Here is a 22,443-nt window from a genome sequence, read left to right on the forward strand (position 1 = left end):
GTAGGGTCGGGGGCCCCAGGAACGGAGCATTCCCATGGCCCGCACGTTCACCGTGTCCCGCAGCATCCTGGTCCAGGCGCCACCGTCCACCGTGTACGAGCAGGTCAGCAGGCCCGGGCAGATGGGCCGTTGGAGCCCGGAGAACCTCGGCGCGAACCTGCCGGACGGCGACGGACCGGCTCCTGTGGGCCTCGTCTTCGAGGGGCGCAACAAGCGCGGGATGTTCCGCTGGACCACGCGCTGCACGGTCACCGCGGCGGAGCCGGGCAGCCGGTTCGCCTTCCGGGTGCACGCGATCGGCCTCAAGCGCCCGCGGCTGCGCGCACCCATCGCCACCTGGGAGTACCGCTTCAAGGAGGTCGAGGGCGAGGCGGGCGCGTCCGGGCCGGCGACGCGGGTGACGGAGACCTGGACGGACGACCGGCGGACCTGGCCGGACTTCGTGGCCGCCGTCTTCGACCGCGTCGCCACGGGCGGCCGCACCTTCGCCGCCTTCCAGGTCGGCAACATCGACCGGACCCTGCGCAACCTCAAGCGGGAGCTGGAGGGTGTCTCCAGCCGCTGACCCACGGCGCGCTCATACCCGACCGCGACCTGCGCCTCGGCCGCGATGGCGACGGAATGCGTCCGACGGGTGGGGGCGGCTCACCTGGTGGGAGGGGCGCGCCAGGGAGCCCGCGGCCCCACCCGTCGGCCGGTTCCCGGTGGTGGGCGGCTGGCCGGTCTCCCGCTTCGGCTGCCCTGCCGGTGGTGCCTGCACCGGGATCCTGTGAGGGTGGATTGGCGGTAGGTGCTGGACCGTCCGGAAGAGTGGCCAGTGGTCTGTCCCGTGAGCTGTTGCCTAGAAGATGGCACCGGGCGGGGGCCGTGTCCAGGACTATTCTGGACGCCGACGGACGGCGGATCGCTGCCCGAAAAGGTCGGATCGGTGCCTCATGGACGGACCGTGCGGACCGATGGCGTACTCGTGCCGAGGCGGCCTCCGCGACGTCGGCCCGCGCACCGCGGCGGAGGTTCAGGACCTCCGGCCGCCGAACTCCCAGGCATGGACCTCGATGCCCGCGTATCCGTCCGCGGTGAGGACCGCACGGGCTTGTTCCGGATCGGGCGCCCGGACCAGCGCCGCCGTCCCCAGCCACGCGCCGCCGTCGTCGGACAGCAGTGGCCCGAACGCGACGAGATCGTCCCGGTCGTCCGGCAGGACGAGATCGACGGGGCCGCCCGCCCCGAGTCCCAGCACCAGATAGCGGTCGTCGCCGGTCCGGCCGCCGGGGAAGTCCCACATGGTGCGCCCGAGGAGGTTGCGCCACCGGCGCAGCAGCACGTCCCGGAACGCGCCCGCCTGGTAGTTGGGCTCGTCGAAGGCGAACGCGCGGGCGGCGGCGGGCCCGGGCAGGTCGACGATGTGCACGCTCCCGGTGGGGGTCTCGCCGTCTGAGGCGAAGGTCGGCCCGCGGGCGATCAGCTCCTTCTCGTACCCGTCCATGTAGGACCAGTGCTCTTCGGTCAGCTCTTCGCGCAGTGCGAGAGATCCGGCCCGGTCGCGGTGATAGCAGAAGAACTCCACGAGCAGGGATCATCGTGGACCGCGAAGGGCATCTCAACCGGATTGCGGACGGACGCAGGGGCGCCGGTCGCCGCGGAACGGCCGCCCGACCGCACCGGATACGCTGTCACGCCCGGTGCGCCGTACGGGCCCACGCCCGTCGACGTACCGGGGACACACCCCGGCAAGGACGGAGACGGGACCGGCATGTCCTCACCCCAGGCGCCCTCGGCAGAGCCGGGAGACGGTACGACGCACGCAGCGCGCGTCATCAGGGCGGCCGCGCTCGCACCACAGCGGTGGGCCAACGGAGGCGGCTGGACCCGTGAGATCCACCGCGAACCCGCGGCCGGCCGTCCCGGGGCGACCCTGTGGCGGCTGAGCCTCGCCGACATCGAGGCCACCGGGCCCTTCTCGACGTTCCCCGGGATGCGGCGGCACCTGCTGTCGGCCGCGCCCGTGCCGCTGCGCCTGTCCGTGGACGGGGTGGACCACGACCTGCACTACACCCAGGTCGTCTCGTTCGCGGGAGACCGTGAGGTGGCCACGACCGGCGTGCAGGGCAGGGCGCAGGCCCTCAACCTCATGGTGTGCACCGGTCTGCGCGGCGGCATCGACCTGCTGCGGGGCGACGCGCAGATGCCGGTGTCCGCCGCGGCCGCCACCGCCCTGGTGGTCCTCGAAGGCATCGTGTCGCTCGGCGGCCGGCGTCTGGAGCGGTTCGACACGGTCCTGCCCGGCACCGACGAGGCGCGCCTCGGCCTGCGGGGCGCGACGGTGGCCCGCGTACGCGTGGCAGTTCCGGACCGGGAGGAAAGCCCGGAACAGCAAGAGGCGCCCACGCCCCGCTAGAGGGCGCGGACGCTCACTTCACCTCACCGCACCGACGGATGTGTCCTGCGCCGCCGCATGCGCGCCGGCCACTTGCGGGTGTCGCGCGGCTTCACGTACGGCTCCTCGCCCTCCGGCAGGCCGCCGCTGATGGCGCGCTGGCGGGCCAGCTCCGCGTCCAGTTCCAGGCCCAGCAGGATCGAGAGGTTCGACAGCCACAGCCAGACCAGGAAGATGATGACGCCGGCCAGGGTGCCGTAAGTCTTGTTGTACGAGCTGAAGTTCGCCACGTAGAGCGCGAAGGCACCCGACGCCACCATCCACATCAGCACCGCGACCAGGCTGCCCGGGCTGAGCCAGCGGAAGCCGGGGCCCCGGACGTTCGGGGCGCGCCAGAACAGCAGCGCCACCATCAGGACCACCAGCACGAGCAGCACCGGCCACTTCGCGATGTTCCACGTCGTGACGACCGCGTCGCCGACACCGATCGCGTCCCCCGCGCGCCGCGCCAGCGGACCCGTGAAGACCACGATCACCGCGCTGACCGCGAGCAGCACCATCAGCGTGACGGTGAGGGCGATGCGCAGCGGCGTCACCTTCCACACCGGCCGCCCCTCGGGCAGGTCGTACACGGCGTTCGCGGTGCGGATGAACGCGCCGACGTAGCCCGACGCGGACCAGACCGCGGCGACCAGGCTCACCACCGCGATGACACCGCTGGTGCCCCCGCTGTCCTGCAGTTGCCGCACCGAGTCGTCGAGCATGTCCCGCACCGGCCCCGGGGTGAGGTGGCGCAGATTGTCCAGCACCGTGCGTGTCGCCCGTTCCCCGATGACCCCGAGCATCGAGACCAGCACGAGCAGCGCGGGGAACATCGACAGGACGCCGTAATACGTGAGGGCCGCCGCCTTGTCGGGCAAGTCGTCGTCGAGGAACTCCTTGCCGGTGCGACGGAGCACCGCGCCCCACGAGCGGGCCGGCAGGTCGGTGGGATCCTTGGGTTCCTCGACCGGCCCCGGTTCGTCCTTGTCAGTTGCCATGGCTCCCGTGTCCCCCCGAATGCGCTGCTCACGCGTGAGTGCCCGGGAGGGAGTCAAGGGGCCGCCCGCGCCACCGTCCGGGGGCGGGCACCCTTGCCATGTGTGTCACTTAGTGACATCGTGTCTCTTGGAGACATCGAATGAGGAGGGTGGCACGACACCATGACGACGAAGAAGCGCGCCGGGGGAGGGATGAGCGAGCAGCGGCGTGCGCGGCTGCGGCTCGAGATCTCCCGGGAGGCCGCGCGACTGTTCTGGGAGCAGGGCGTGGCCGCCACCGGAGGCGATCAGATCGCGGAGGCCGTCGGCCTGTCCACGCGCACCATCTGGCGGCACTTCCGCAGCAAGGAGAGCTGCGCCGAGCCCGTCGTCATGCAGGGCGTCGTCACCCTGCTGAGCGTGCTGCGCAGGTGGCCGCGGGACAGCTCCCTGGAGGACCACCTGGTCACCGGTCTGGCCGCGCTGCGCCAGCAGAAGCCGCCCGTCGACCTCGCCGACGAGATGCTGGCGATGAAGATGATCCGGCTCGCCGACACCGAACCCGCCCTCCGCACCGCCTGGTTGATGGCCTGCGACCAGACGGAACAGCAACTGCGCGTGATCATCGGCGACCGCCTCGACCGGCCCGCCGACGACCTGGAGGTGCGGATGCACGCCGCGGCGGCCGCCGCCGTCATCCGCGTCCTGGACGAGTACATCGGCGCCGCCATCCTGGCCGACGCCGACCTCACGGAGTTCACCGACGTCCCGGCCGTCTCCCGGCGCTTCGCCCAGGCGATCCGCACGGCCACCGGCGGAGTCGTCGGCGACCCCGTCACCTGAGAACACCGCGCGCCCCTCGCCGGGCGCCCGCGATCAGGCGCGGCCCCGGCCGCACACCGTACGGCCCCCCCACGAGCACAGGCACCGTACGCCCCCCACGAGTACAGAAGGAGCGCTCCCATGTCCGCTGCCCGGAGCACGGTCCCGCACCTCGCCGTAGAGGACCTGTTCGGCTCGCCCGTCCGTGCCGCCGCCGCGATCTCGCCCGACGGCACGAGACTCGCCTGGCTGGCACCGTGGCGGGACCGCCTGAACGTCTGGGTGCAGAGCCTGGACGGCACGGAGGAGGCCCGCTGCGTCACCGCCGACGACCGCCGCAGCGTGCACACGTACCACTGGACGGACGATCCCCGCTGGCTCCTGTACGAACAGGACGGCGACGGCGACGAGCACTGGCACATCTACCGGGTCGACCTGGACGACCCGGACGCCGGAGCGGTCGACCTGACCCCCTTCCCCGGGGCCACGGCCGTGGGCCTGGAGACGATGGTGTCCCGCCCGGGCAAGGTGCTCGTACGGATCAACCACCGCGACCCCACCGAGTTCGACCTCTACGAAATCGACATCGCCACCGCCGAACCGACCATGCTCGTGCGGAACCCCGGGCAGATCGCCGGCCTGCTGTACACGCCGTCCGGCGACCTCTACACCCACGACTGGACGCCCGAGGGCGACATCGAGCTGGCGCAGTGGGACGTGGCGGTCGGCAAGGTCCGCTCGGTCGCGACCTTCGACGGCGCCGACTACCCGCTCAGCGTCCAGCCGTTCGAGCTCACCCCGGACGGAACCGGCGTGTGGCACGGATCGAGCCGCGGCAGCGACCGCACCCGCCTGATCCGGCTCGACCTGGCCACCGGCGAGGAGACCGAGGTCGACAGCCACCCCGCGTACGACATCGACATGCGTGCGACCGTCTTCCCGACCCTGCCGTCGCCCCTGATCCGCCACCGGCGCACCGGCGAACTGCTCGGCGTCCGCTACCTCGGCGAGCGCCAGGAGATCCGCCCGCTGGACCCGCACTTCGCCGCCGTGCTCACGGAGTTGGAGAAGCTGTCGGACGGGGACCTGGCCGCGGTGTCGTCCGACAGGGACGGCGACCGCTGGGTCGTCACCTTCACCCACGACCGCGCCCCGGGCGCCACCTACTTCTACGACCACTCCACGGGCGAAAGCCGCTTCCTGTACCGGCCGTTCCCGCAACTGGACCCCGACAGCCTCGCCCCCATGACGCCGGTCACGATCACCGCGCGCGACGGCCTGGCGCTCCCCTCGTACCTGACCCTGCCCCTCGACACCGAACCGACCGGACTCCCGCTGGTCCTGCTGGTCCACGGCGGCCCCTGGACGCGCGACAGCTGGGGCTACCACCCGGTCGTGCAGATGCTCGCCAACCGGGGCATGGCCGTGCTCCAGGTCAACTTCCGCGGCTCGGCCGGCTTCGGCAAGGCGTTCCTCAAGGCCGGCATCGGAGAGCTGGCAGGAAAGATGCACGACGACCTCATCGACGCCGTCGACTGGGCCGTCGGGCAGGGGTACGCGGACCGGGACCGCGTCGCGATCTTCGGCGGCTCCTACGGGGGGTACGCAGCCCTGGTCGGCGTCACCTTCACCCCGGACGTCTTCGCCGCCGCCATCGACTTCTGCGGCATCTCCGACCTGGTCACCTTCCTGCGGACCGTGCCGGAGTTCGTCCGGCCCCACCTGATCAACAACTGGTACCTCTTCGCCGGCGACCCCGCGGACCCGGAGCAGGAGGCCCGGCTCCGGGCCCGGTCGCCGATCAGCAGGGTGGACGAGATCCGCACCCCGCTCATGGTGGTCCAGGGCGGCAACGACGTCCGGGTCGTCAAGGCCGAGTCCGACCGGATCGTCGACGCCCTGCGCGCCCGCGGGGTCGAGGTCGAGTACCTGGTGAAGGAGGACGAGGGCCACGGATTCGTGAACCCGGAGAACAACATCGACGCGTACCGGACGGCCGACCGCTTCCTCGCACGCCACCTGGGGACGGCGCCCCACCCGACACCGACACCGGACGAGGTGACCCCGCATGAGTGACTCCACCGGCACCCCGCACACCGAGCCCACCACACCCCCCGTACCCGGCACGCCCCCGCAAGGCCCGGCCAGGCCCACGCCGCTGGACAGCATGGGCGGCACCACCGGCCTCGTCTACATGATGCTGCCGATCGTCGCGTTCGTCCTCGCCAACGCCTCCCTCGGCCTGACGGCCGCCACCTGCACGGCGATCGGCGTCGCCCTGGCCGTCGCCGCGCTGCGGCTCGTGCGCAAGGAGCCGCTCCAGCCCGCGCTCTCCGGCCTCTTCGGCGTCGCGGTCGCCGCGTTCGTCGCCTGGAAGACCGGATCGGCCAAGGGGTTCTTCCTCACGGGCATCTGGAGCAACCTCGCCCTCGGCGTGCTCTTCCTGCTGTCCGTCCTCGTCCGCAGGCCCTTGGCCGGCATCGTCTGGGGCGCGCTCAACGGCACCGGCACCGCCTGGCTCAAGGACAAGCCCTCGCGACGCGCCTACGACATCGCCACGCTCACCCTGGTCGGCGTCTTCGGCGTCCGGTTCGCCGTCTGGCAGTGGCTCTACGACGAGGACCGCACCGGCTGGCTGGCCGTCGCCCGGATCGCGATGGGCTACCCGCTCCTCGCCCTGGCCCTGCTCGTCGTCCTCTGGGCGGGCCGCCGCTCCGCGCGGCGACTCAAGTCCCCGGCCGGACCGCCGGCCACCCGTCGTGCCGTACATCCCGAGGAGCAGTGAGGAGCACCCCGTGGACCACTCCCTGCCGCAGAGCCTCTACCTGCTCTGCTACACCGTGGACAAAGAGAAGTTCGAGCTCACCAACCTTCAGGGCCGCGGCCAGCTGCTGCGTGCCGGCGCGCTGACCGAACTGACCCGGGCGGGGCTGCTGGAACCCCGGGGCAGCAAGGTCGTCCGCCTGCCCGGCCACGCCCCGGACGACCCCTTCATCGACGCGGTGTGGCAGGACGTCCCCGCGGACCGGCCGAAGAGCTGGATCCAGTTCGTCCACGCCAAGGCCCACACGGCCGAGAAGCCGGTCCGCCAACAGCTCGTCGCGGCCGGGGCGATCACCGTCGAGTACGAGAAGCGGCTCGGGCTGCTGCCGCTCGACCGGGTCGTCGTCAACGACCCGCGCCAGGTGCGCGGCCTGCAGGAGCGCGTACGCGGAGCCGTCCTCGGCACCGCCGCGCCCTCGGCGCTCCCGACGGACGACCTGGCCATGGCGGTGTTCGCGGCCGAGGTCGAGGTGACCAGCGTGCTCACCGGCAAGGAGCGCCGCGCGCACAAGCAGCGGCTCAAGGAGCTGGCCGCGCACTACGACGGCGTCGTCCCCGGTCTGCGCAAGGCGCTGCGCGACTCCTACCTGTCGAGCAGGGCCGTCGGCGGCGGCTGGAGCGCGTGAGGGCGGCGGGCCCGGCTAGGCGATCCGGACGATGTGCTTGCCCCGGACACCACCGGACTCCAGCGCCTTGTGCGCGTCGGCGATGCGGTCGAAGGGATGCACGGTGTCCACGACCGGTACCAGGTCGCCGCGTTCCGCGTACCGGGTGATCTCGGTCAGCAGCGCGGTGTCGGGCCGGCCGCTGAACACCCGTATGCGCCCGCTCCCGTGGACCGTCGAGGCGAGGACCGTGCCGACGCTCGCGAGGAGCCGGTCGAAGTCCACGGTGACGGCGACCATCCGCCCGCCGGGCGCGAGCAGGCGGCGCAGCCGGGCGTGCCGCGTGCCGACGGCGTCCAGGACGACGTCGAAGCGTCCCAGTCCGCCCAGAGGCGTGGTGCGGTGGTCCCACGCCTCGTCGGCGCCCAGACCGCGCACGAAGTCCAGGTTCCGGGCGCCGGCCAGTGCGACGACGCGGGCACCGAAGAGGTGCCCGATCTGCACGGCGACGCTGCCCACACCGCCGCTCGCCCCGCGCACCAACAGGCGCTCACCCGGCTGCAGGGAGGCCTTGTCGCGCAGCGCGGTGACCGCGGTGGTGCCGCCGGCGAGCAGCGAGACGGCCTGCTCCGGGGTGAGGTTCTCCGGGGCGCGGGCGATCTGGCGGGGGTGCACGGCGACGTACTCGGCCATGCTGCCGGTCCGCCGGCCCAACAGCCCCCACACCCGGTCCCCTTCGCGGACGCCGGTGGCCGCGGGGCCGACCGCGGCGACCTCACCGGCGAAGTCGATCCCGGTGGCCTTCGGGAAGGTGCGGCCGGTCACCAGCCGCACCTTCCCCGCCCTGTCGAGCAGTTCGCCGCCGTTCACACTGGCGACGCGCACCCGCACCAGCACCTCGCCGGGGGCCGGGACCGGGACGGGCCGTCTGCCCAGGTAGAGGACATCCGGCGGGCCGTAACGGTCGAAGAGCGCGGCGCGCATGTCGGTCATGATCTCGTCCCGGGGGTCGCGTGGCGGAGGGGCGGGCGGGGGAGCGGTCACCTGAGGGCGGCGTCGCTCCGCGCAGCGGCACGGGCTCCGTGCCTGCCCGCTGGTACGGTCACGCTAGACCGGTAAGTGGATGACACCGTCCGTTTCGCTCGAAGTGAGAGACATGCCTGATCAGCCTTCTCACAACACCCCCGCGACCGGGGCAGGAACACCTGGCGGCACGAGTTCCCGGGCCGCCGGGGGAACAGCGGACGGGCCTGTTCCGGCGGGCCTGCGGTCCGACGCGCGGCGCAACCGGGACCGCATCGTCGAGGCCGCGCGTGAGGCGTTCGCCGAACACGGCACCGACGTGCCGATGAGCGCCGTCGCCCGGCGTGCCGGTGTCGGCGTGGCCACGCTCTACCGCCGGTTCCCCACCCGCACAGCCCTCGTCTCCGCCGCCTTCGCCGAACAGCTCGCCCTGTGCGCCGCGGCGTTCGACGAGGCCCTGGCCGACCCGGACCCGGGGCGCGGCCTGTACGCGCTCCTGGAGAAGGTCTGCACGACCCAGGTGACCGAGCGCGGCTTCGCCTCCGTGTTCATGACGCGGTTCCCCGGCGCCCTGGACCACACGCAGGAACGGGCCTGCGCCGAGGAGGGACTGACGCGGCTGGTCGAACGTGCCCGCGCGCGCGGACAGTTGCGCGCGGACTTCGACCCCGCCGACATCACCCTGCTGCTCCTGGCGCACAGCGGCCTCGCCGGACAGCCGCGGGAGGCGGCCCTCGCGTCCTCCCGCCGTCTGCTCGCCTACCTCTTCCAGGCCTTCCAGGACCGGGAGGGCGACCGTCCGCTCCCGCCCGCCGCCGGTCTCGGAGTGCTGCCGCAACAGAGCCCCGGGCCGCCCGGCCGCACCTGACGCCCGGCAGGGGGAGTCCGCGCGGCATGCGGTCCGCCCGGCAGCCTCGGACGCGGTCGTCGAACGCGCGGTGGCCGGGAGGAGCGCGGGGCGTGCGGGCCTGGTCACTGGGACACGAGGACCGTCGCCGCGACGATGGACACCGCGGCCAGGGTCAGCATCACCGTACGACCCCAGGGGAAGGCCACCGCCGTCGCGGTCGGCACCGTGTCCTGGCCGGGCAGCCCTTCGCACACGCAGCACTCACTGTGCGTCCGCTGGGACATCTCCAGCCAGTAGGCGCCCAACAGCTGTGCGCGCTCCCCGATATCGCCTGATCTCTGCATGCCCGGGCAACGGTCCGGACGCCGGTCCGGACACCGGGGTCGTGCCGTTCGTTGCCGGGGCTTCACCGCCTTGTGACTACGGGACTGCCCCGTGCATGTGCCCGTGGCTCTTGAGGTCCATCACGGGGAAGTCCGCGCCGGCGGCGGGCGCCTGACGAGGGGGATCGCGGTCCGCACTCGCCGCCCGGCCGGTCCGTGATCCCGGATCCCGGGGCCGCCCGCGACAACGCCGGTTGTCGAGCTCTAGAGTGTGCGGGCCGCACCCTCGACGCGGCTCACACCACGAGGAGTGCACAGCATGACCGGCGGCGATGAGGGGCGATCGCGTACGCGAAGGCCCCCCGCGTGGACGACGCGGCGATGGCTTCGCGTGGGAGTGGCCGTCTCCCTGACCGTGCTCGCCGTGCTCGGGGCGGCGGGCGTGTGGGTCCTCGGGCGGACCGGCTCCCTCAGCAAGAACCTCGTGGACACCCGGTCGCCCGCCCTGACCGCGGCGATCCGTCTCGAGTCCGCCGTGCTCGACCAGGAGACCGGGGTCCGTGGCTACGGCCTGACCGGGTCGCCGGAGTTCATGACGCCCTACCGCGAGGGGCTGGCGGAGCAGAAGAAGGACGAACGGCGACTGGAGCGGCTCCTCGACGGCGACTCCGCCCGCCTGGACGACCTGAAGGCGGTGGGTACGGCCCTGGCGGCATGGCAGGAGCGGATCGCCCGCCCGATCGCCGCCGAGCCGCCCGGCGCACCCTCGCGGCTGGCGACCGAGCGGGCGGCGGAGGGCAAGAAGGCCTTCGACCGGGTGCGTGCCGCGATGGCCGGGCAGCAGGCGCGGCTGCAGGCGGACCGCGCGCGGGCCAGGGACGACCTGAGGGGCACGGTGGCGCTGCGCAACGGGGTGTTGGGCTCCATCGGCATCCTCATGCTCTGCCTCGCCGCGCTCGTCTTCGAGGGCCTGCGCCGCGGCATCACCCGCCCGCTGGAGCAGCTCGGCGCGGACGCCCGCGCCATCGCGGGCGGCGACTTCGACCACCCCATCACCGCCACGGGGCCCGCCGACCTGCGCCGTCTCAGCGGCGAGATCGACTCCATGCGCCGACGGCTCGTACGCGAACTGGCCTTCAGCGAGAATTCCCGGGGGGTCCTGGACGCACAGGCCGTCGAACTGCAGCGTTCCAACGCCGAGTTGGAGCAGTTCGCCTACGTGGCCTCGCACGACCTGCAGGAGCCGCTGCGCAAGGTCTCCAGCTTCACCCAGCTCCTGCAGCGCCGCTACGGCGGGCAACTCGACGAGCGCGCCGACCAGTACATCGAGTTCGCCGTCGACGGCGCGAACCGCATGCAGGTCCTCATCAGCGACCTGCTCGACTTCTCCCGCGTGGGACGGCTGCACGACGCACACCAGCGCGTCGACCTGGACGAGAAGCTGGCGGAGACGCTGTCCGCGCTCAGCCTCGGCATCGCGGAGGCCGGTGCCACCGTCACCCACGACCCGCTGCCGACCCTGGTCGCCGACCCCACCCAGATGGGCATGCTCTGGCAGAACCTCATCGGCAACTCCGTGAAGTTCCGCAGCCCGGGCCGGGCGCCGGAGGTCCACGTCGCGGCGGCCAGGGAGGGCGACTTGTGGCGGTTCACCGTCACGGACAACGGCATCGGCATCGCGCCGGAGTACGCCGAGAAGGTCTTCGTCATCTTCCAGCGGCTGCACACCAAGGACGCCTACTCCGGCAGCGGCATCGGCCTCGCCATGTGCAAGAAGATCGTCGAGTTCCACGGCGGGACCATCGCCGTCGACCCCGACCACCGGGACGGCACCCGCATCACCTTCACCCTGGCGCCCGAGCCGCCGGAGGGCATCCGCCGCGCCTGACGGAGGGTGTCCGCCTGGCCCTCGCCCGAGCGCCCGCCCGAGGGGCCGACGTAGGCCGGACGGGTACGATGTAATGCATGAGTGAGCAGAGGGACCCTTACGAGCTGCGTGACGGTGTACCCACGGTCGAGGACTTCCGGCGGCTGCGCACCCGGGCCGGGCTCTCCGACAAGGCCCGCGAGGCGGTCGAGCTGGCGCTGCCCCGCACGTGGCACGGAGTCGTCCTCACCCACGAGGGCGAGCCCATCGGCATGGGGCGGGTGATCGGCGACGGGGGCACGGCGTTCCAGATCGTCGACATCTGCGTCGACCCCGCACACCAGGGCCGCGGCCTCGGCAAGCGCATCATGGCCGCGCTCACCGAGGAACTGGAGCGCAGGGCGCCCGCGACCGCCTACGTCTCACTGATCGCGGACGGCCCCGCGCGCTTCCTCTACGAGAAGTTCGGCTTCGCCGACACCGCCACGCACGACTCGATCGGCATGTACCGCCTGATGGGCGGGCGGCCCGGCGCCGCCTGATCCCGGCGCCGGGCGGCGAGCCCGAAAGCCGCCGGGTCAGGCGCCCCGGCGCAGCGCGATCGTGTCGCCGACGGAGATCACCTTTCCGCGGGAGGCGGCGGCGAACGACGAGCCGTCGACGCTGACCTTCCAGGTGTTCGTGCCGCTGTTGGCCGTGCCGTTGAGCGAGGTGATGGTGCCGCTCCCGGAGGACGGGGTGACCGCGCCGACACAGCCCGTGGGCGTGGCGGACGCCGGCGCCGCGTCCAGGACGGCGCCGAGGGTCGTCGTGCCGCCCGTCGGGGTGAGGGAGACGGAGCACACCTTCAGGTCGCCCGTGCCGTCGTCCACGGTCACGGCCAGTGTCGTGGCCGTCCCCGCGGTCAGGGCGCTCTCGCCCACCCACCGGGGCGCGCCGGAGGTGACGGGAGTCGGCGGGGCGGCGGTGAAGCCGCCCCCGGCCACGGCCCGCAGGCCGTCGATCGACGCGTAGGCCTGCGGCGCGGTGTCGCTCGGCAGGTACTTGAAGCCGCCGCCGGGGTTGAACTGCTGGCTGATGAGGAAGTCCACCGGCGTCTTGCCCCGGGAGGTGAGGAAGTCGCCGGTCTGCGGGTTGATGCCGCACGCGTTGAGGCCGGATACCGCCCAGCCGTTGGAGTCGGTGTTCACGCCGAACATGGCGTTGAACGCGCCGGAGGTCGCGATCAGCTTGCCCTTGAGGAAGCCCTTCGCCCGCACGACGTCGGCGTCCGTGTTCGGCACGCCGGACACGCACAGGGCCGCCATCGCGGCCCCGGTCATGTCGATGTCGCTCGCCGCGCCGAGCTGGCCGGGGTCGCCCTCGGCCTTCCCGAAGTTCCAGCCGCCGTCGTTGTGCTGGTTGGCGCGGATACGGGTGATCATCTTGTCGCGCAGTGCCTGCGGGACGCGGGTCTGGCCGGCCGTCGTCCTGGCCCCGTTCAGGGCGAGGGCGGCGAAGACGGTGCCGTTGAAGTTGGCCGAAGGGCCGAAGTAGCCGGGCTCGGCCGTCTGCCAGTGCCGGTAGATGTCGGCGACGAGGTTGCGGGAGGCCGAGACGCGTGCGGGATCGATGCCGGCGGCGTAGGCGTTGAGGGCCGCCCGCTCGTAGTCGGTGACGACGGGGGACGACGAGGGCCAGCCGCTGCCGGCCAGCAGGGTCCGGTACACGGATCTCGCGTTCTTGCTCGCGTCGCCGCCGGGTGTCACATCGACCGCGGCGGTGCCCGCGGCGGCGAGCGCGCTGAACGCCCACTCGTTGGACAGTCCCGACCCGGCGTACGAACCGTCGGCGGCCTGCAGGGACTTGAGATAGGCGACGCCGTTCGTCTTCGACGTGGCCAGCTGCGCCGGAGTGGCGGTCGCGGCCGCCGGCACCGTGGTCAGGGTGAAGGCGCCGAGCGCGGCCGCCGCGGCGAGGGCGGCACGGCGCGGGGAGGTGAGGCGTGCGGAGGTGTGGCGGGGCATGGCGTGCTCCAGGAATGAGGGACGCCGACCGGCCCGGGCGGTGCCCCAAAGGGGTGCACGCGGCGGGTGTGGCCGCCGTCCGGGACGCGTGGACCGACTTCCAACTAGCCTGTGCCGCCTGGGCATTCGGGCTCGGGACGGCCTGCGTCCCACACCGCTGCGCGTCAGCTCCGGACTCCCACCGGAATTCCCCCACTCGGCAGGGCGGGACAGTACCCGACGCCCGCCCGGCCCCGCCACAGCCCGCCTCGAGGGGCACCTGAGGCCCGCCCCGCACCGCCTTGACGCTCGCCGCGCACCCGTGTTCCAATCCGCCCTGATACGCAAGCAGTTCCAGGGGAAGCCGGTCGAAATCCGGCGCTGACCCGCAACCGTAGGCCCGGCACGAGCCGGGCGAGCCGGAATGCCTGGAGCGTGTTCCACAGCAACAGACGCCGTCGCGGACTACGGCGTGGTGCGACCCGCCCCCGTGTCAGGCCCCCGGCCGACGCACGGGGTCAAGCCGCGTCCCGTCTCCCGCTCCGGCCACACAGCGAGGGGGCCGTGGTGAGGACCATGGGGCGCAAGGACGCACGCACACGAAGACGACCCGGCGTGTACGGAGCCGGGCTGTCCGCGCTGCTCGTCACCGTCGCCGCCTGCCTCACCTTCGCCGGCGCCACCCCGGCCACGGCCGACCCCGTCGGCGCCTGCACGGCCACCCGCGGAGCCGTCGTCGCCGTCGACTTCGGCCCGTTCGGCGGCACGGTCGAGCGGGGCTGCGACACCAGCCCCGGCACCGGCTACCAGCTCCTGCGCGAGGGCGGCTTCGGCACCGAGGGCACCCAGCACGACGGCCCCGCCTTCATCTGCCGCATCGGCCACGGCTCCTTCCACGCGGGGACGAAATACCCCACCCCGGCCAAGGAGCCCTGCGTCCTGACCCCGCCCGCCACGGCCTACTGGTCGTACTGGACCGCCTCGCGCGGCCAGGACGAATGGACCTACAGCCAGTACGGCGCCATGGACCGCAAGCTCAAGGACGGCGACGTCGACGCCTGGGTGTACGGCGGCACCGACGTCGGCGGCACGACCGGCAGACCCGCCTTCACCCCCGACGACGTCCGGCCCGGCGGCGGCGGGGGACCCGACCCGGGCGGCGAACCCACCGGCCCGCCCGGCGACATCGACGTACGGGCGGCCGGGGCCTGGCTCAGGGGCCAACTGACCGACGGGGAACGCATCGTCGTCGACGGCTCCGCCACCGACTACCCGCTCACCGTCCAGACCGCCTACGCCCTGGCCGCGGCGGGCGGCAGCAGCACCGACCTCGACAAGGTCACCGCGTTCCTGACCCGGCACGCCGACGCCTTCGTGGCGCCGAACGGCACCGGCGAGGCCCCGGACGCCGCCGCCGTGGCCCGCCTCGCGCTGCTCGCCGAGATCACCGGGAAGGACGCCCGTCACCTCGGCGGCCGTGACCTGATCGCCGACCTCACCGGCAACGTGTGCGCCGCGGGCCCCGACGCCGGACAGCCCACCCCCGGCTGCACCGCGAAGGGCGACTTCCGCAACGCCACCTACGTCGAGGGCCAGGCGCTCGCCGTCCTCGCCCTGCTGCGGGCCGGGGAGAAGCCGCCGACGGCGACCGTGGACCGGCTGACCCAAGTCCAGTGCAGGGACGGCGGCGTCACCGGCGTGCTCATCAGGACCGGCGAGAACTGCGACGGCGACCCCGCGACGACCGGCCTGGTCGCCCTGGTCCTGAAGAAGGCGGGCGGCCACACCACGCAGGTCGGCAAGGCGCGCGACTACCTCGCGAAGGTCCAGCGCGACGACGGCGCGTTCACCGCCTACACCGGCTCGTCCGCCGGCGACGTGACGGCGACCGCCTACGCGGCCCAGGCCCTGCGCGCCCTGGGCGAGACCCGGCGTGCCGACGCCGCCGAGGGCTGGCTGTCCAGGGAGCAACTGCCCGGCGGCGGCTTCGGGTTCGAGCAGGACGCCGCGGAGCCCACCGTCTACACGACGCCGACGGCCGTCCTGACCGGCGCCCGCACCGACCTCGTGCGGCTCACCACGAAGAAGACCGAGCCCACCGACCCGCCCACCACCGGACCGCGGCCCCCGGCGCGGGACGGGGGGCCCGACCTCAAGAAGGGCGTCGCCTACCTCACGGGCGCGGCGCGGCTCAAGCAGAGCCGGTACTACCCGGCCGGTCCGGGCTCCTCGCGCGCCGACTTCGGCCTGACCATCGACGGCGCCTACGCCCTCGCGGCCACCGGCCTGAACAACGGCAAGCTGCGCGGCGTCGTCGACTTCCTCGACAAGCGAAGCAAGGACGGGGAAGGCCGCACGGTCGACGACTGGACGGGCATCGGCACCAAGTACGCCGCCGGAGGCTCGATCGGCAAGACCGCGCTGCTCGCCGAGTCGGTCGGCCGGGACCCCCGCAACTTTGCGGGACACGACCTGATCGCCGCGCTCGACAAGGCCGTATGCGCCAGGAAGAGCGAGGCGCCGGACCGGTCCTGCGCGGCCAAGGGTGCCTACACCTACGCTCCCTCGGTCTTCTCCCAGGCCCTCGCGATCATGGCCCAGCTGCGCGCCGGGGACGAGCGGAACGCACGGGACCCGATCGCGTACCTGGAGAGCCTGCAGCACGCCGACGGCGCCTGGCCGAGCCTCGTCCCGCCGACCGGCGACTCCGACGTGGACTCCACCGCGATCGCCGCGATGGCCCTCGACCTGGCGGGCGGCGACACCGCCGACCGGGCGGTCGACAAGGCCCTCCGATGGATCGCGTCCCAGCAGCTCGGCGACGGCGGCTTCCCCGGCGCGGCGGGCAACTCCGTCAACTCGGCCGCGCTCGCCGTGCAGGGCCTGTCCCTCGACGAGCGGGCGTACGAGAAGGAGATCTCGGCGGCGCTGAAGTTCCTGGCCACGCAGCAGAACTCCGACGGCGGCTTCAACGTCGCCGAGCAGGGCCAGCGCGGCTCCGACCTGCGGGCCTCGACCCAGGCCGTCGGCGGCGCCACCGGAATCTCCTTCGGGACCCTGGAGCGCAGCCTCAAGGGGACATCGGCGCAGCCCGCCCCGAAGGACGGCGGTGACGGCGGCGGTGGTGCGCCGCGGATCGTCACGCCCGGGGACGGCGCAGACAGCGGCGGCACGGGCGGCGGAGACGTCGTGGACGCCACCGGCGACGACGGCGCGCTCGCCTCGACCGGCGTGCGGATCGGCCTGCTCGGAGCCGTCGCCGTGCTGCTCTGCCTGGCCGGCTGGCGCACGGTCGTCGCCGCCCGGCGCCGCGCCACCACCGGAGGGAACCACTGATGGGAACCGGACACCTCGCGCGCGTACTGGCCAGAGCGGTCGCCGCCCTCGGGCTGACCGCCGCCGCGCTCGCGGGCACCACCGGCCCCGCGGCGGCCGATCCGCAGGCGATGGGCCGCTGCACGACCACCTCGGGTGCCGTGCTCGCGGTGGACTTCGGCCGCTGGGGCGGCCCCGTCTACCGGGCCTGCGGCACCACACCGACGACGGGATACGAGCTGCTCAACCAGGGCGGCTGGCGGACCACCGGCACCGGGCACGACGGTCCCGCGTTCATCTGCCGGATCGGCTTCAGCGGATACAAGGGCGGCAAGCAGTTCCCCCCTGCCTCCCAGGACGACTGCGTCCTCACTCCGCCCGCCTCGGCCTACTGGTCGTACTGGCACGCCGATCCGGGCGCCGACGACTGGGAGTACAGCCAGCTCGGCGCCATGCTCTACAAGCCCGCGCCGGGCAGCGTCGACCTGTGGATCTTCGGCGGCACCGACATCGGCGGCACCGAGGGCCGACCGAAGATCACCCCCGACCAGCTCCGCGCCCACAACACCAGGCCGAGCGGCGCGGGCCGCCCCGCCTCCACCGCGCAGGCACCCAGGCTGCGGCCGGACGTCGACACCGGCCCCGCCCCGGAACGGCCCGCCCGGCAGGACACCGAACGGCCCCCGGCCAGCACGCCGAAACCCGAGAAGTCCAAGGCGCCGAAGCCACGCACGTCACCCTCCGCCACACCGGCCCCCACCCCCAAGGCGACCGCGTCCCCGTCGGCGCGGGCCGGCGGCAAGACCAAAGTGGTCGACGCCGAACCGACGGCCGACGCCCCGCACGACTCCGGCTCCGTCCTGCCCGTGGTCGCCGGAATCGGCCTGGTCGCGCTGATCGGCGGCGCCGCCGTCTACTCGGCACGCCGCCGCCCGCACGAGTGAGCGCCGTGGCCCGCACCTCGGTCGAGGCGGCGGCCGCACGGACCGGCCCACGCCCGGACCACGGCCGCCGCCTGCCCCGCACCCTGCACCCGGTGGCCTGGTGGGTCTGGGCCCTGGCCCTCGCCACGGCCGTCAGCCGCACCAACAACCCGCTGCTGCTCTTCCTCGTCCTCGCCGTCCTCGGCTACGTCGTGACGGCCCGCCGGACGGCGGCACCGTGGGCCCGCGGCTTCCAGTACTACCTGTACCTCGCGCTCACGGTCGTCGCGATCCGCGTCGTCTTCCGCGCCGTGTTCGCCACCGGCATCACCCCGCGCGACCACTTCCTCTTCTCCCTGCCGCACATCCCCACCCCCGACTGGTACGCGGGCATCCAGATCGGCGGCCCGGTCTCCCTGGAGGCCGTCCTGTCCTCGGCGACGGACGGCCTGCGCCTGGCTTGCATGCTCTGCTGCATCGGCGCGGCCAACACCCTCGCCAACCCCAAACGGGCACTGCGGGTCCTGCCCGGCGCGCTGTACGAGCTGGGCGTCGCGGTCACCGTCGCCATCAGCGTCGCCCCGCAACTGGTACAGAGCGTCCAACGCGTCTCCCGCGCACGGAAGTTGCGCGCGGGCAGCACCCGGGGCACTCGGGCGCTGCGCGGCATCGTCGTGCCCGTCCTGGAGGACGCCCTGGAGCGCTCGCTGCGGCTGGCCGCCGCGATGGACTCACGCGGCTACGGCCGGGCCGGCACCGCGACCCGCCGCTCCCGCCGGATCACCGGAGCCCTGATGCTGCTCGGCATGTGCGGGCTGTGCGCGGGCGCGTACGGACTCCTCGACGCGACCGCCCCGGCCTTCCTGGGCCTGCCCGCCATGGCCCTGGGCGCCGCACTCTGCGTCGCGGGACTGCGCCTCGGCGGCCGCCGGGTCACGCGCACCACCTACCGCCCCGACCCATGGCTGCTCGCCGAGTGGGCCGTGGCGGGCAGCGGAGTGCTCGCCGCGGCCCTGCTGTTCGGCAACCTCGGCTACGACCCCGCCCAGCTCAACCCCACCTTCTACCCCCTCACCTGGCCGGGCCTGCCCCTGGTCCCGACCCTGGCGATCCTGCTGGCCGGCACGGCGGGCCTGCTCGCCCCACCGCCGCAGACCCCCCGCCCCCGACCGGAAGCCGACCCCGCGTGATCACCTTCGACCAGGTCACCATCGCGTACGACGACGCGCCCGGACCCGCCCTGCGGGACGTCGATCTCACCGTGGACGAAGGGGAGTTGTGCCTCGTCGTCGGCCACACGGGTGTCGGCAAGTCGACGCTGCTCGGCGCGGTGAACGGCCTGGTCCCGCACTTCACCGGCGGCACCCTGCACGGCCGCGTCACGGTCGACGGCCGGGACACCGCCCACCATCCGCCCCGCGAACTCGCCGACGTCGTCGGCGTCGTCGGCCAGGACCCCCTGGACGGCTTCGTCACCGACACCGTGGAGGAAGAACTCGCCTACGCCATGGAGCAGTTGGCCGTCCCGCCCGCCACCATGCGCAAGCGCGTCGAGGAGACGCTGGACCTGCTGGGCCTGGCCGAGCTGCGCCACCGCGCCCTGTACGAGCTCTCCGGCGGCCAGCAGCAGCGCGTCGCCATCGGCTCCGTCCTGACCGCCCACCCGCGCGTCCTCGTCCTGGACGAACCCACCTCCGCGCTCGACCCGACCGCGGCCGAAGAGGTCCTCTCCGCCGTCACCCGCCTCGTCCACGACCTCGGGGTCACGGTGCTCATGGCCGAACACCGCCTCGAACGTGTCGTCCAGTACGCCGACCGCGTCATCCACCTGCCGGGTGACGGCCGCGCCCGCATCGGCGACCCCGCCGACATCCTCCGCTCCTCCGACATCGCACCCCCGATCGTGGAACTGGGGCGGGCCGCCCACTGGGACCCGCTGCCCCTGTCCATCCGCGACGCCCGCAGAAGCGCCGCCCCGCTGCGCCGGAGCCTCGCGGACACCGCGCCCGAACCGGTGCGCCCGGCGGGGGAAGGGGAACGGACCCGCCTGGTGACGGCCCGGGGCGTGACCGTCACCCACCAGGGCGTGCCGGCCGTGCGACAGGTCGACCTCGACCTGCACGCGGGCGAGGTGACCGCCCTGATGGGACGCAACGGCTCGGGCAAGTCCTCCCTGCTGTGGGCGCTCCAGGGCTCCGGGCCGCGCCGTGCGGGCAAGGTCGCCGTGGCCGACGGCGAGGCCACGTCGGACCCGCACGACCTGCCCGCCGCACGGGCGCGCACCCTGGTCGGCCTCGTCCCCCAGACCCCGTCCGACCTCCTCTACCTGGAGAGCGTCAAACAGGAACTCGACCAGGCCGACCGCGAGACCGCGACGGGGGAGAGCGCGCGCACCCTCCTGGACCGCCTCGCGCCGGGCATCGACGACCGCACCCACCCCCGCGACCTCTCCGAGGGGCAGAAGCTGGCGCTCGTCCTCGCCATCCAGTTCTCCGCCGCTCCCCGGGTCCTGCTGCTCGACGAGCCGACCCGCGGCCTCGACTACCGGGCGAAGGCCGCGCTGGTCGGCGCGGTCGACGCGCTGGCCGCCGAGGGACGTGCCGTCGTCGTCTCCACGCACGACGTCGAGTTCGCCGCCCGCGCCGCCGACCGGGTCGTCGTCATGGCCGAGGGCGACATCGTCGCCGACGGGCCCACCGCCGACGTGATCGTCGCCTCGCCGGTCTTCGCGCCGCAGACGGCGAAGATCCTCGCCCCGCTGCCGTTCCTGACGGTCGGCCAGGTGGCCGCCGCACTCGACCGCACCGACCCGGGGGAGCCGGCATGAGCCGCGCCGAGCCCACCGTGGCCATCCGCCTCACCGCCCGCGTGGGCCTGGTGATGACGATGGCCGCCTTCCTGGGCGTCGTCGCCTTCTTCTGGCCGTTCCTCGTCGCCCCCGGCACCTTCGGGTCGAACTACGCCCCGCCGCTGATCTTCGGCGTCCTGCTCGCCCTCGTCCTCTGCGTCGTGCTGTCCGAGATCGCGGAGGGCGGCATCGACTCCAAGGCCCTCGCGATGCTCGGTGTGCTCTCCGCGGTCAACGCGGCCCTGCGCCCCCTCGGAGCGGGCACGGCGGGCATCGAGACCGTCTTCTTCGTCCTCGTCCTCGCGGGCCGCGTCTACGGCCCCGGCTTCGGCTTCACCCTCGGCTGCACCTCGCTGTTCGCATCGGCCCTGATCACCGGCGGCGTCGGGCCCTGGATGCCGTACCAGATGTTCGGCTGCGCCTTCGTCGGCATGCTCGCGGGGTTGCTGCCCCGCGCCACCGGACGGCGCGAGGTCCTGCTCCTCGCCGTCTACGGCTCCCTCTCCGGCTATCTCTTCGGCTTCCTGCTCAATCTCTCCTTCTGGCCCTTCTCCCTCGACCCCAACAGTTCGATCGCCTATCTGCCGGGCCTGCCCTTCACGGAGCAGTGGCAGCGTTACGTCGCCTTCGACCTGGCCACCTCGCTCGGCTGGGACACCGGACGGGCCGTCACCAACTTCGTCTGCGTCCTGCTCGCGGGGCCCGCCGTCCTCACCACGTTCCGCCGCGCGGCCCGCCGGGCGAAGTTCCGCGCCCCGGTGCGCTTCGCCGCCCCCGCACCGACCGCCCCCGACACCTCAGGGGACCACCCGCGCCCTGATGGGAGACTGCAGCAATGATCACCGAGCAGCAGCGCACGATCCTCGTCATCGGCATCGGAGCGGGCGACCCCGACCACCTGACCCTCGGCGCGATGAAGGCCATCCGGCGCGCCGACGTCTTCGTCGTCATCGGCAAGGGACCCGACAAGTCCGCCCTGACGGACCTGCGCCACCGGATGATCGAGGAACATGCGCAGGGCCCCCACCGCGTCGTCGAGGTGGACGACCCGAGCAGGGACCGCCGCCCCATGGACCGCTCCGACTACGCCGGTGCCGTACAGGACTGGCGGGCCCGGCGTGCCGACGTCTTCGAGCGGGTGCTGCGCGAGGAGATGGCGCCGGGGGAGACCGGGGCGTTCCTGGTGTGGGGCGACCCTTCGCTGTACGACAGCACGCTCGGCATCCTCGCCGACATCGAGGCACGCGGCTCCGTCTCCTGCGACGTCGAGGTCGTCCCCGGGATCAGCAGCGTGTCGACGCTGGCCGCGCGCCACCGCATTCCGCTGAACCAGGTCGGCCGCCCGGTCCACATCACGCCCGCGCGCCGGCTGGGGGACGTGGGGCAGAACGACGACGGCGACATCGTCGTCATGCTGGACGCCCATGCCTCCTTCACCGACGTCGAGGGCGACGACGTCTGGATCTACTGGGGCGCCTATCTGGGCACCCCCGACGAACTGCTCGTCGCGGGACCGCTCGCCGAAGTCTCCGAGCGCATCCTCAGCCTGCGGTCCGAGGCGCGTGCCCGGCACGGCTGGATCATGGACACGTACCTGCTGCGCATGCGGGACGCGGCGGACGCGGACCGGACCGGCTGACCCCGCTCCCTCGTGCGGGGCGGG

Annotated in this window: 20 protein-coding genes and 2 riboswitches; of the genes, 15 read left to right on the top strand and 5 right to left on the bottom strand. The window is 73.3% G+C overall.

Going from position 1 to position 22,443, the window contains the following annotated elements; genetic code table 11:
* Positions 1–34 precede the first annotated feature (34 nt).
* Complete coding sequence (locus ACFYXE_RS11125) at positions 35–565, top strand: SRPBCC family protein (protein ID WP_389311185.1); 531 nt, start codon at positions 35–37, stop codon at positions 563–565.
* A 450-nt stretch (positions 566–1,015) separates the two neighbouring features.
* On the opposite strand, the gene ACFYXE_RS11130 is transcribed toward ACFYXE_RS11125, so the two are convergent.
* Positions 1,016–1,567 (bottom strand): YciI family protein, encoded by a 552-nt coding sequence (locus ACFYXE_RS11130; protein WP_389311187.1) that lies wholly within the window; start codon positions 1,565–1,567, stop codon positions 1,016–1,018.
* Positions 1,568–1,753: 186 nt separating this feature from the next.
* Between ACFYXE_RS11130 and ACFYXE_RS11135 the strand changes: the two genes are divergently transcribed.
* Positions 1,754–2,398: a HutD family protein gene (locus tag ACFYXE_RS11135; RefSeq protein WP_389311189.1), complete on the top strand. Its 645-nt coding sequence runs from the start codon at positions 1,754–1,756 to the stop codon at positions 2,396–2,398.
* 23 nt (positions 2,399–2,421) lie between these two features.
* On the opposite strand, the gene ACFYXE_RS11140 is transcribed toward ACFYXE_RS11135, so the two are convergent.
* On the bottom strand, positions 2,422–3,417 hold the full coding sequence (locus ACFYXE_RS11140; protein WP_361174153.1) for a YihY/virulence factor BrkB family protein: 996 nt from the start codon (positions 3,415–3,417) through the stop codon (positions 2,422–2,424).
* A 162-nt stretch (positions 3,418–3,579) separates the two neighbouring features.
* On the opposite strand from ACFYXE_RS11140, the gene ACFYXE_RS11145 reads away from it, so the two are divergent.
* The 4 genes from ACFYXE_RS11145 to ACFYXE_RS11160 all read left to right on the top strand — a co-directional run bounded on the left by ACFYXE_RS11145 (position 3,580) and on the right by ACFYXE_RS11160 (position 7,667).
* Entirely contained in the window at positions 3,580–4,239 is a 660-nt protein-coding gene (locus ACFYXE_RS11145; RefSeq protein WP_389311191.1) for a TetR/AcrR family transcriptional regulator, read from the top strand.
* A gap of 120 nt (positions 4,240–4,359) precedes the next feature.
* Positions 4,360–6,294 (top strand): alpha/beta fold hydrolase, encoded by a 1,935-nt coding sequence (locus ACFYXE_RS11150; protein WP_389311193.1) that lies wholly within the window; start codon positions 4,360–4,362, stop codon positions 6,292–6,294.
* A complete protein-coding gene (locus tag ACFYXE_RS11155) occupies positions 6,287–7,003 on the top strand; it encodes a DUF3159 domain-containing protein (protein WP_389311195.1) in 717 nt (238 codons plus the stop codon). The genes ACFYXE_RS11150 and ACFYXE_RS11155 overlap by 8 nt, the downstream gene beginning before the upstream one ends.
* A gap of 10 nt (positions 7,004–7,013) precedes the next feature.
* Positions 7,014–7,667: a GPP34 family phosphoprotein gene (locus ACFYXE_RS11160; RefSeq protein ID WP_389311197.1), complete on the top strand. Its 654-nt coding sequence runs from the start codon at positions 7,014–7,016 to the stop codon at positions 7,665–7,667.
* A gap of 15 nt (positions 7,668–7,682) precedes the next feature.
* On the opposite strand, the gene ACFYXE_RS11165 is transcribed toward ACFYXE_RS11160, so the two are convergent.
* On the bottom strand, positions 7,683–8,639 hold the full coding sequence (locus ACFYXE_RS11165; protein ID WP_389311199.1) for an NAD(P)-dependent alcohol dehydrogenase: 957 nt from the start codon (positions 8,637–8,639) through the stop codon (positions 7,683–7,685).
* A gap of 163 nt (positions 8,640–8,802) precedes the next feature.
* Here ACFYXE_RS11165 and ACFYXE_RS11170 point away from each other — a divergent pair, with 163 nt between their 5' ends.
* A complete protein-coding gene (locus ACFYXE_RS11170; protein WP_389311201.1) occupies positions 8,803–9,537 on the top strand; it encodes a TetR/AcrR family transcriptional regulator in 735 nt (244 codons plus the stop codon).
* A 104-nt stretch (positions 9,538–9,641) separates the two neighbouring features.
* Here ACFYXE_RS11170 and ACFYXE_RS11175 read toward each other — a convergent pair whose 3' ends face one another.
* On the bottom strand, positions 9,642–9,863 hold the full coding sequence (locus tag ACFYXE_RS11175) for a hypothetical protein (RefSeq protein WP_389311203.1): 222 nt from the start codon (positions 9,861–9,863) through the stop codon (positions 9,642–9,644).
* Positions 9,864–10,161: 298 nt separating this feature from the next.
* On the opposite strand from ACFYXE_RS11175, the gene ACFYXE_RS11180 reads away from it, so the two are divergent.
* Together ACFYXE_RS11180 and ACFYXE_RS11185 are read left to right on the top strand one after the other, a co-directional pair.
* Positions 10,162–11,730: an ATP-binding protein gene (locus ACFYXE_RS11180; RefSeq protein ID WP_389311205.1), complete on the top strand. Its 1,569-nt coding sequence runs from the start codon at positions 10,162–10,164 to the stop codon at positions 11,728–11,730.
* 77 nt (positions 11,731–11,807) lie between these two features.
* Positions 11,808–12,251: a GNAT family N-acetyltransferase gene (locus ACFYXE_RS11185; RefSeq protein ID WP_389311207.1), complete on the top strand. Its 444-nt coding sequence runs from the start codon at positions 11,808–11,810 to the stop codon at positions 12,249–12,251.
* Positions 12,252–12,287: 36 nt separating this feature from the next.
* Here ACFYXE_RS11185 and ACFYXE_RS11190 read toward each other — a convergent pair whose 3' ends face one another.
* A complete protein-coding gene (locus ACFYXE_RS11190) occupies positions 12,288–13,715 on the bottom strand; it encodes a prenyltransferase/squalene oxidase repeat-containing protein (RefSeq protein ID WP_389311209.1) in 1,428 nt (475 codons plus the stop codon).
* 120 nt (positions 13,716–13,835) lie between these two features.
* Positions 13,836–13,908: riboswitch (cobalamin riboswitch) on the bottom strand.
* A 104-nt stretch (positions 13,909–14,012) separates the two neighbouring features.
* Positions 14,013–14,145: riboswitch (cobalamin riboswitch) on the top strand.
* 125 nt (positions 14,146–14,270) lie between these two features.
* Between ACFYXE_RS11190 and ACFYXE_RS11195 the strand changes: the two genes are divergently transcribed.
* From ACFYXE_RS11195 to cobF, 6 genes are read left to right on the top strand one after another with little or no spacing between them, the layout of a single operon-like run.
* Positions 14,271–17,030: a prenyltransferase/squalene oxidase repeat-containing protein gene (locus ACFYXE_RS11195; protein ID WP_389311211.1), complete on the top strand. Its 2,760-nt coding sequence runs from the start codon at positions 14,271–14,273 to the stop codon at positions 17,028–17,030.
* Positions 17,030–17,953: a hypothetical protein gene (locus ACFYXE_RS11200; RefSeq protein ID WP_389311213.1), complete on the top strand. Its 924-nt coding sequence runs from the start codon at positions 17,030–17,032 to the stop codon at positions 17,951–17,953. Before ACFYXE_RS11195 ends, ACFYXE_RS11200 begins: the two co-directional genes overlap by 1 nt.
* The gene (locus ACFYXE_RS11205; RefSeq protein ID WP_389311215.1) at positions 17,950–19,122 is read left to right on the top strand and encodes an energy-coupling factor transporter transmembrane component T; all 1,173 of its coding nucleotides are present in this window, start codon (positions 17,950–17,952) and stop codon (positions 19,120–19,122) included. Before ACFYXE_RS11200 ends, ACFYXE_RS11205 begins: the two co-directional genes overlap by 4 nt.
* Entirely contained in the window at positions 19,119–20,759 is a 1,641-nt protein-coding gene (locus ACFYXE_RS11210; protein ID WP_389311217.1) for an ABC transporter ATP-binding protein, read from the top strand. Before ACFYXE_RS11205 ends, ACFYXE_RS11210 begins: the two co-directional genes overlap by 4 nt.
* Positions 20,756–21,619 carry an ECF transporter S component gene (locus tag ACFYXE_RS11215; RefSeq protein ID WP_389311219.1) on the top strand — a complete coding sequence of 288 codons (864 nt, stop codon included), beginning with the start codon at positions 20,756–20,758 and terminating at the stop codon, positions 21,617–21,619. The genes ACFYXE_RS11210 and ACFYXE_RS11215 overlap by 4 nt, the downstream gene beginning before the upstream one ends.
* Positions 21,616–22,419 carry a precorrin-6A synthase (deacetylating) gene (gene cobF / locus ACFYXE_RS11220; protein ID WP_389311221.1) on the top strand — a complete coding sequence of 268 codons (804 nt, stop codon included), beginning with the start codon at positions 21,616–21,618 and terminating at the stop codon, positions 22,417–22,419. The genes ACFYXE_RS11215 and cobF overlap by 4 nt, the downstream gene beginning before the upstream one ends.
* The last annotated feature ends 24 nt before the right edge of the window (positions 22,420–22,443 follow it).

The organism is Streptomyces sp. NPDC002564, from assembly GCF_042889645.1.
Taxonomy (GTDB): domain Bacteria; phylum Actinomycetota; class Actinomycetes; order Streptomycetales; family Streptomycetaceae; genus Streptomyces.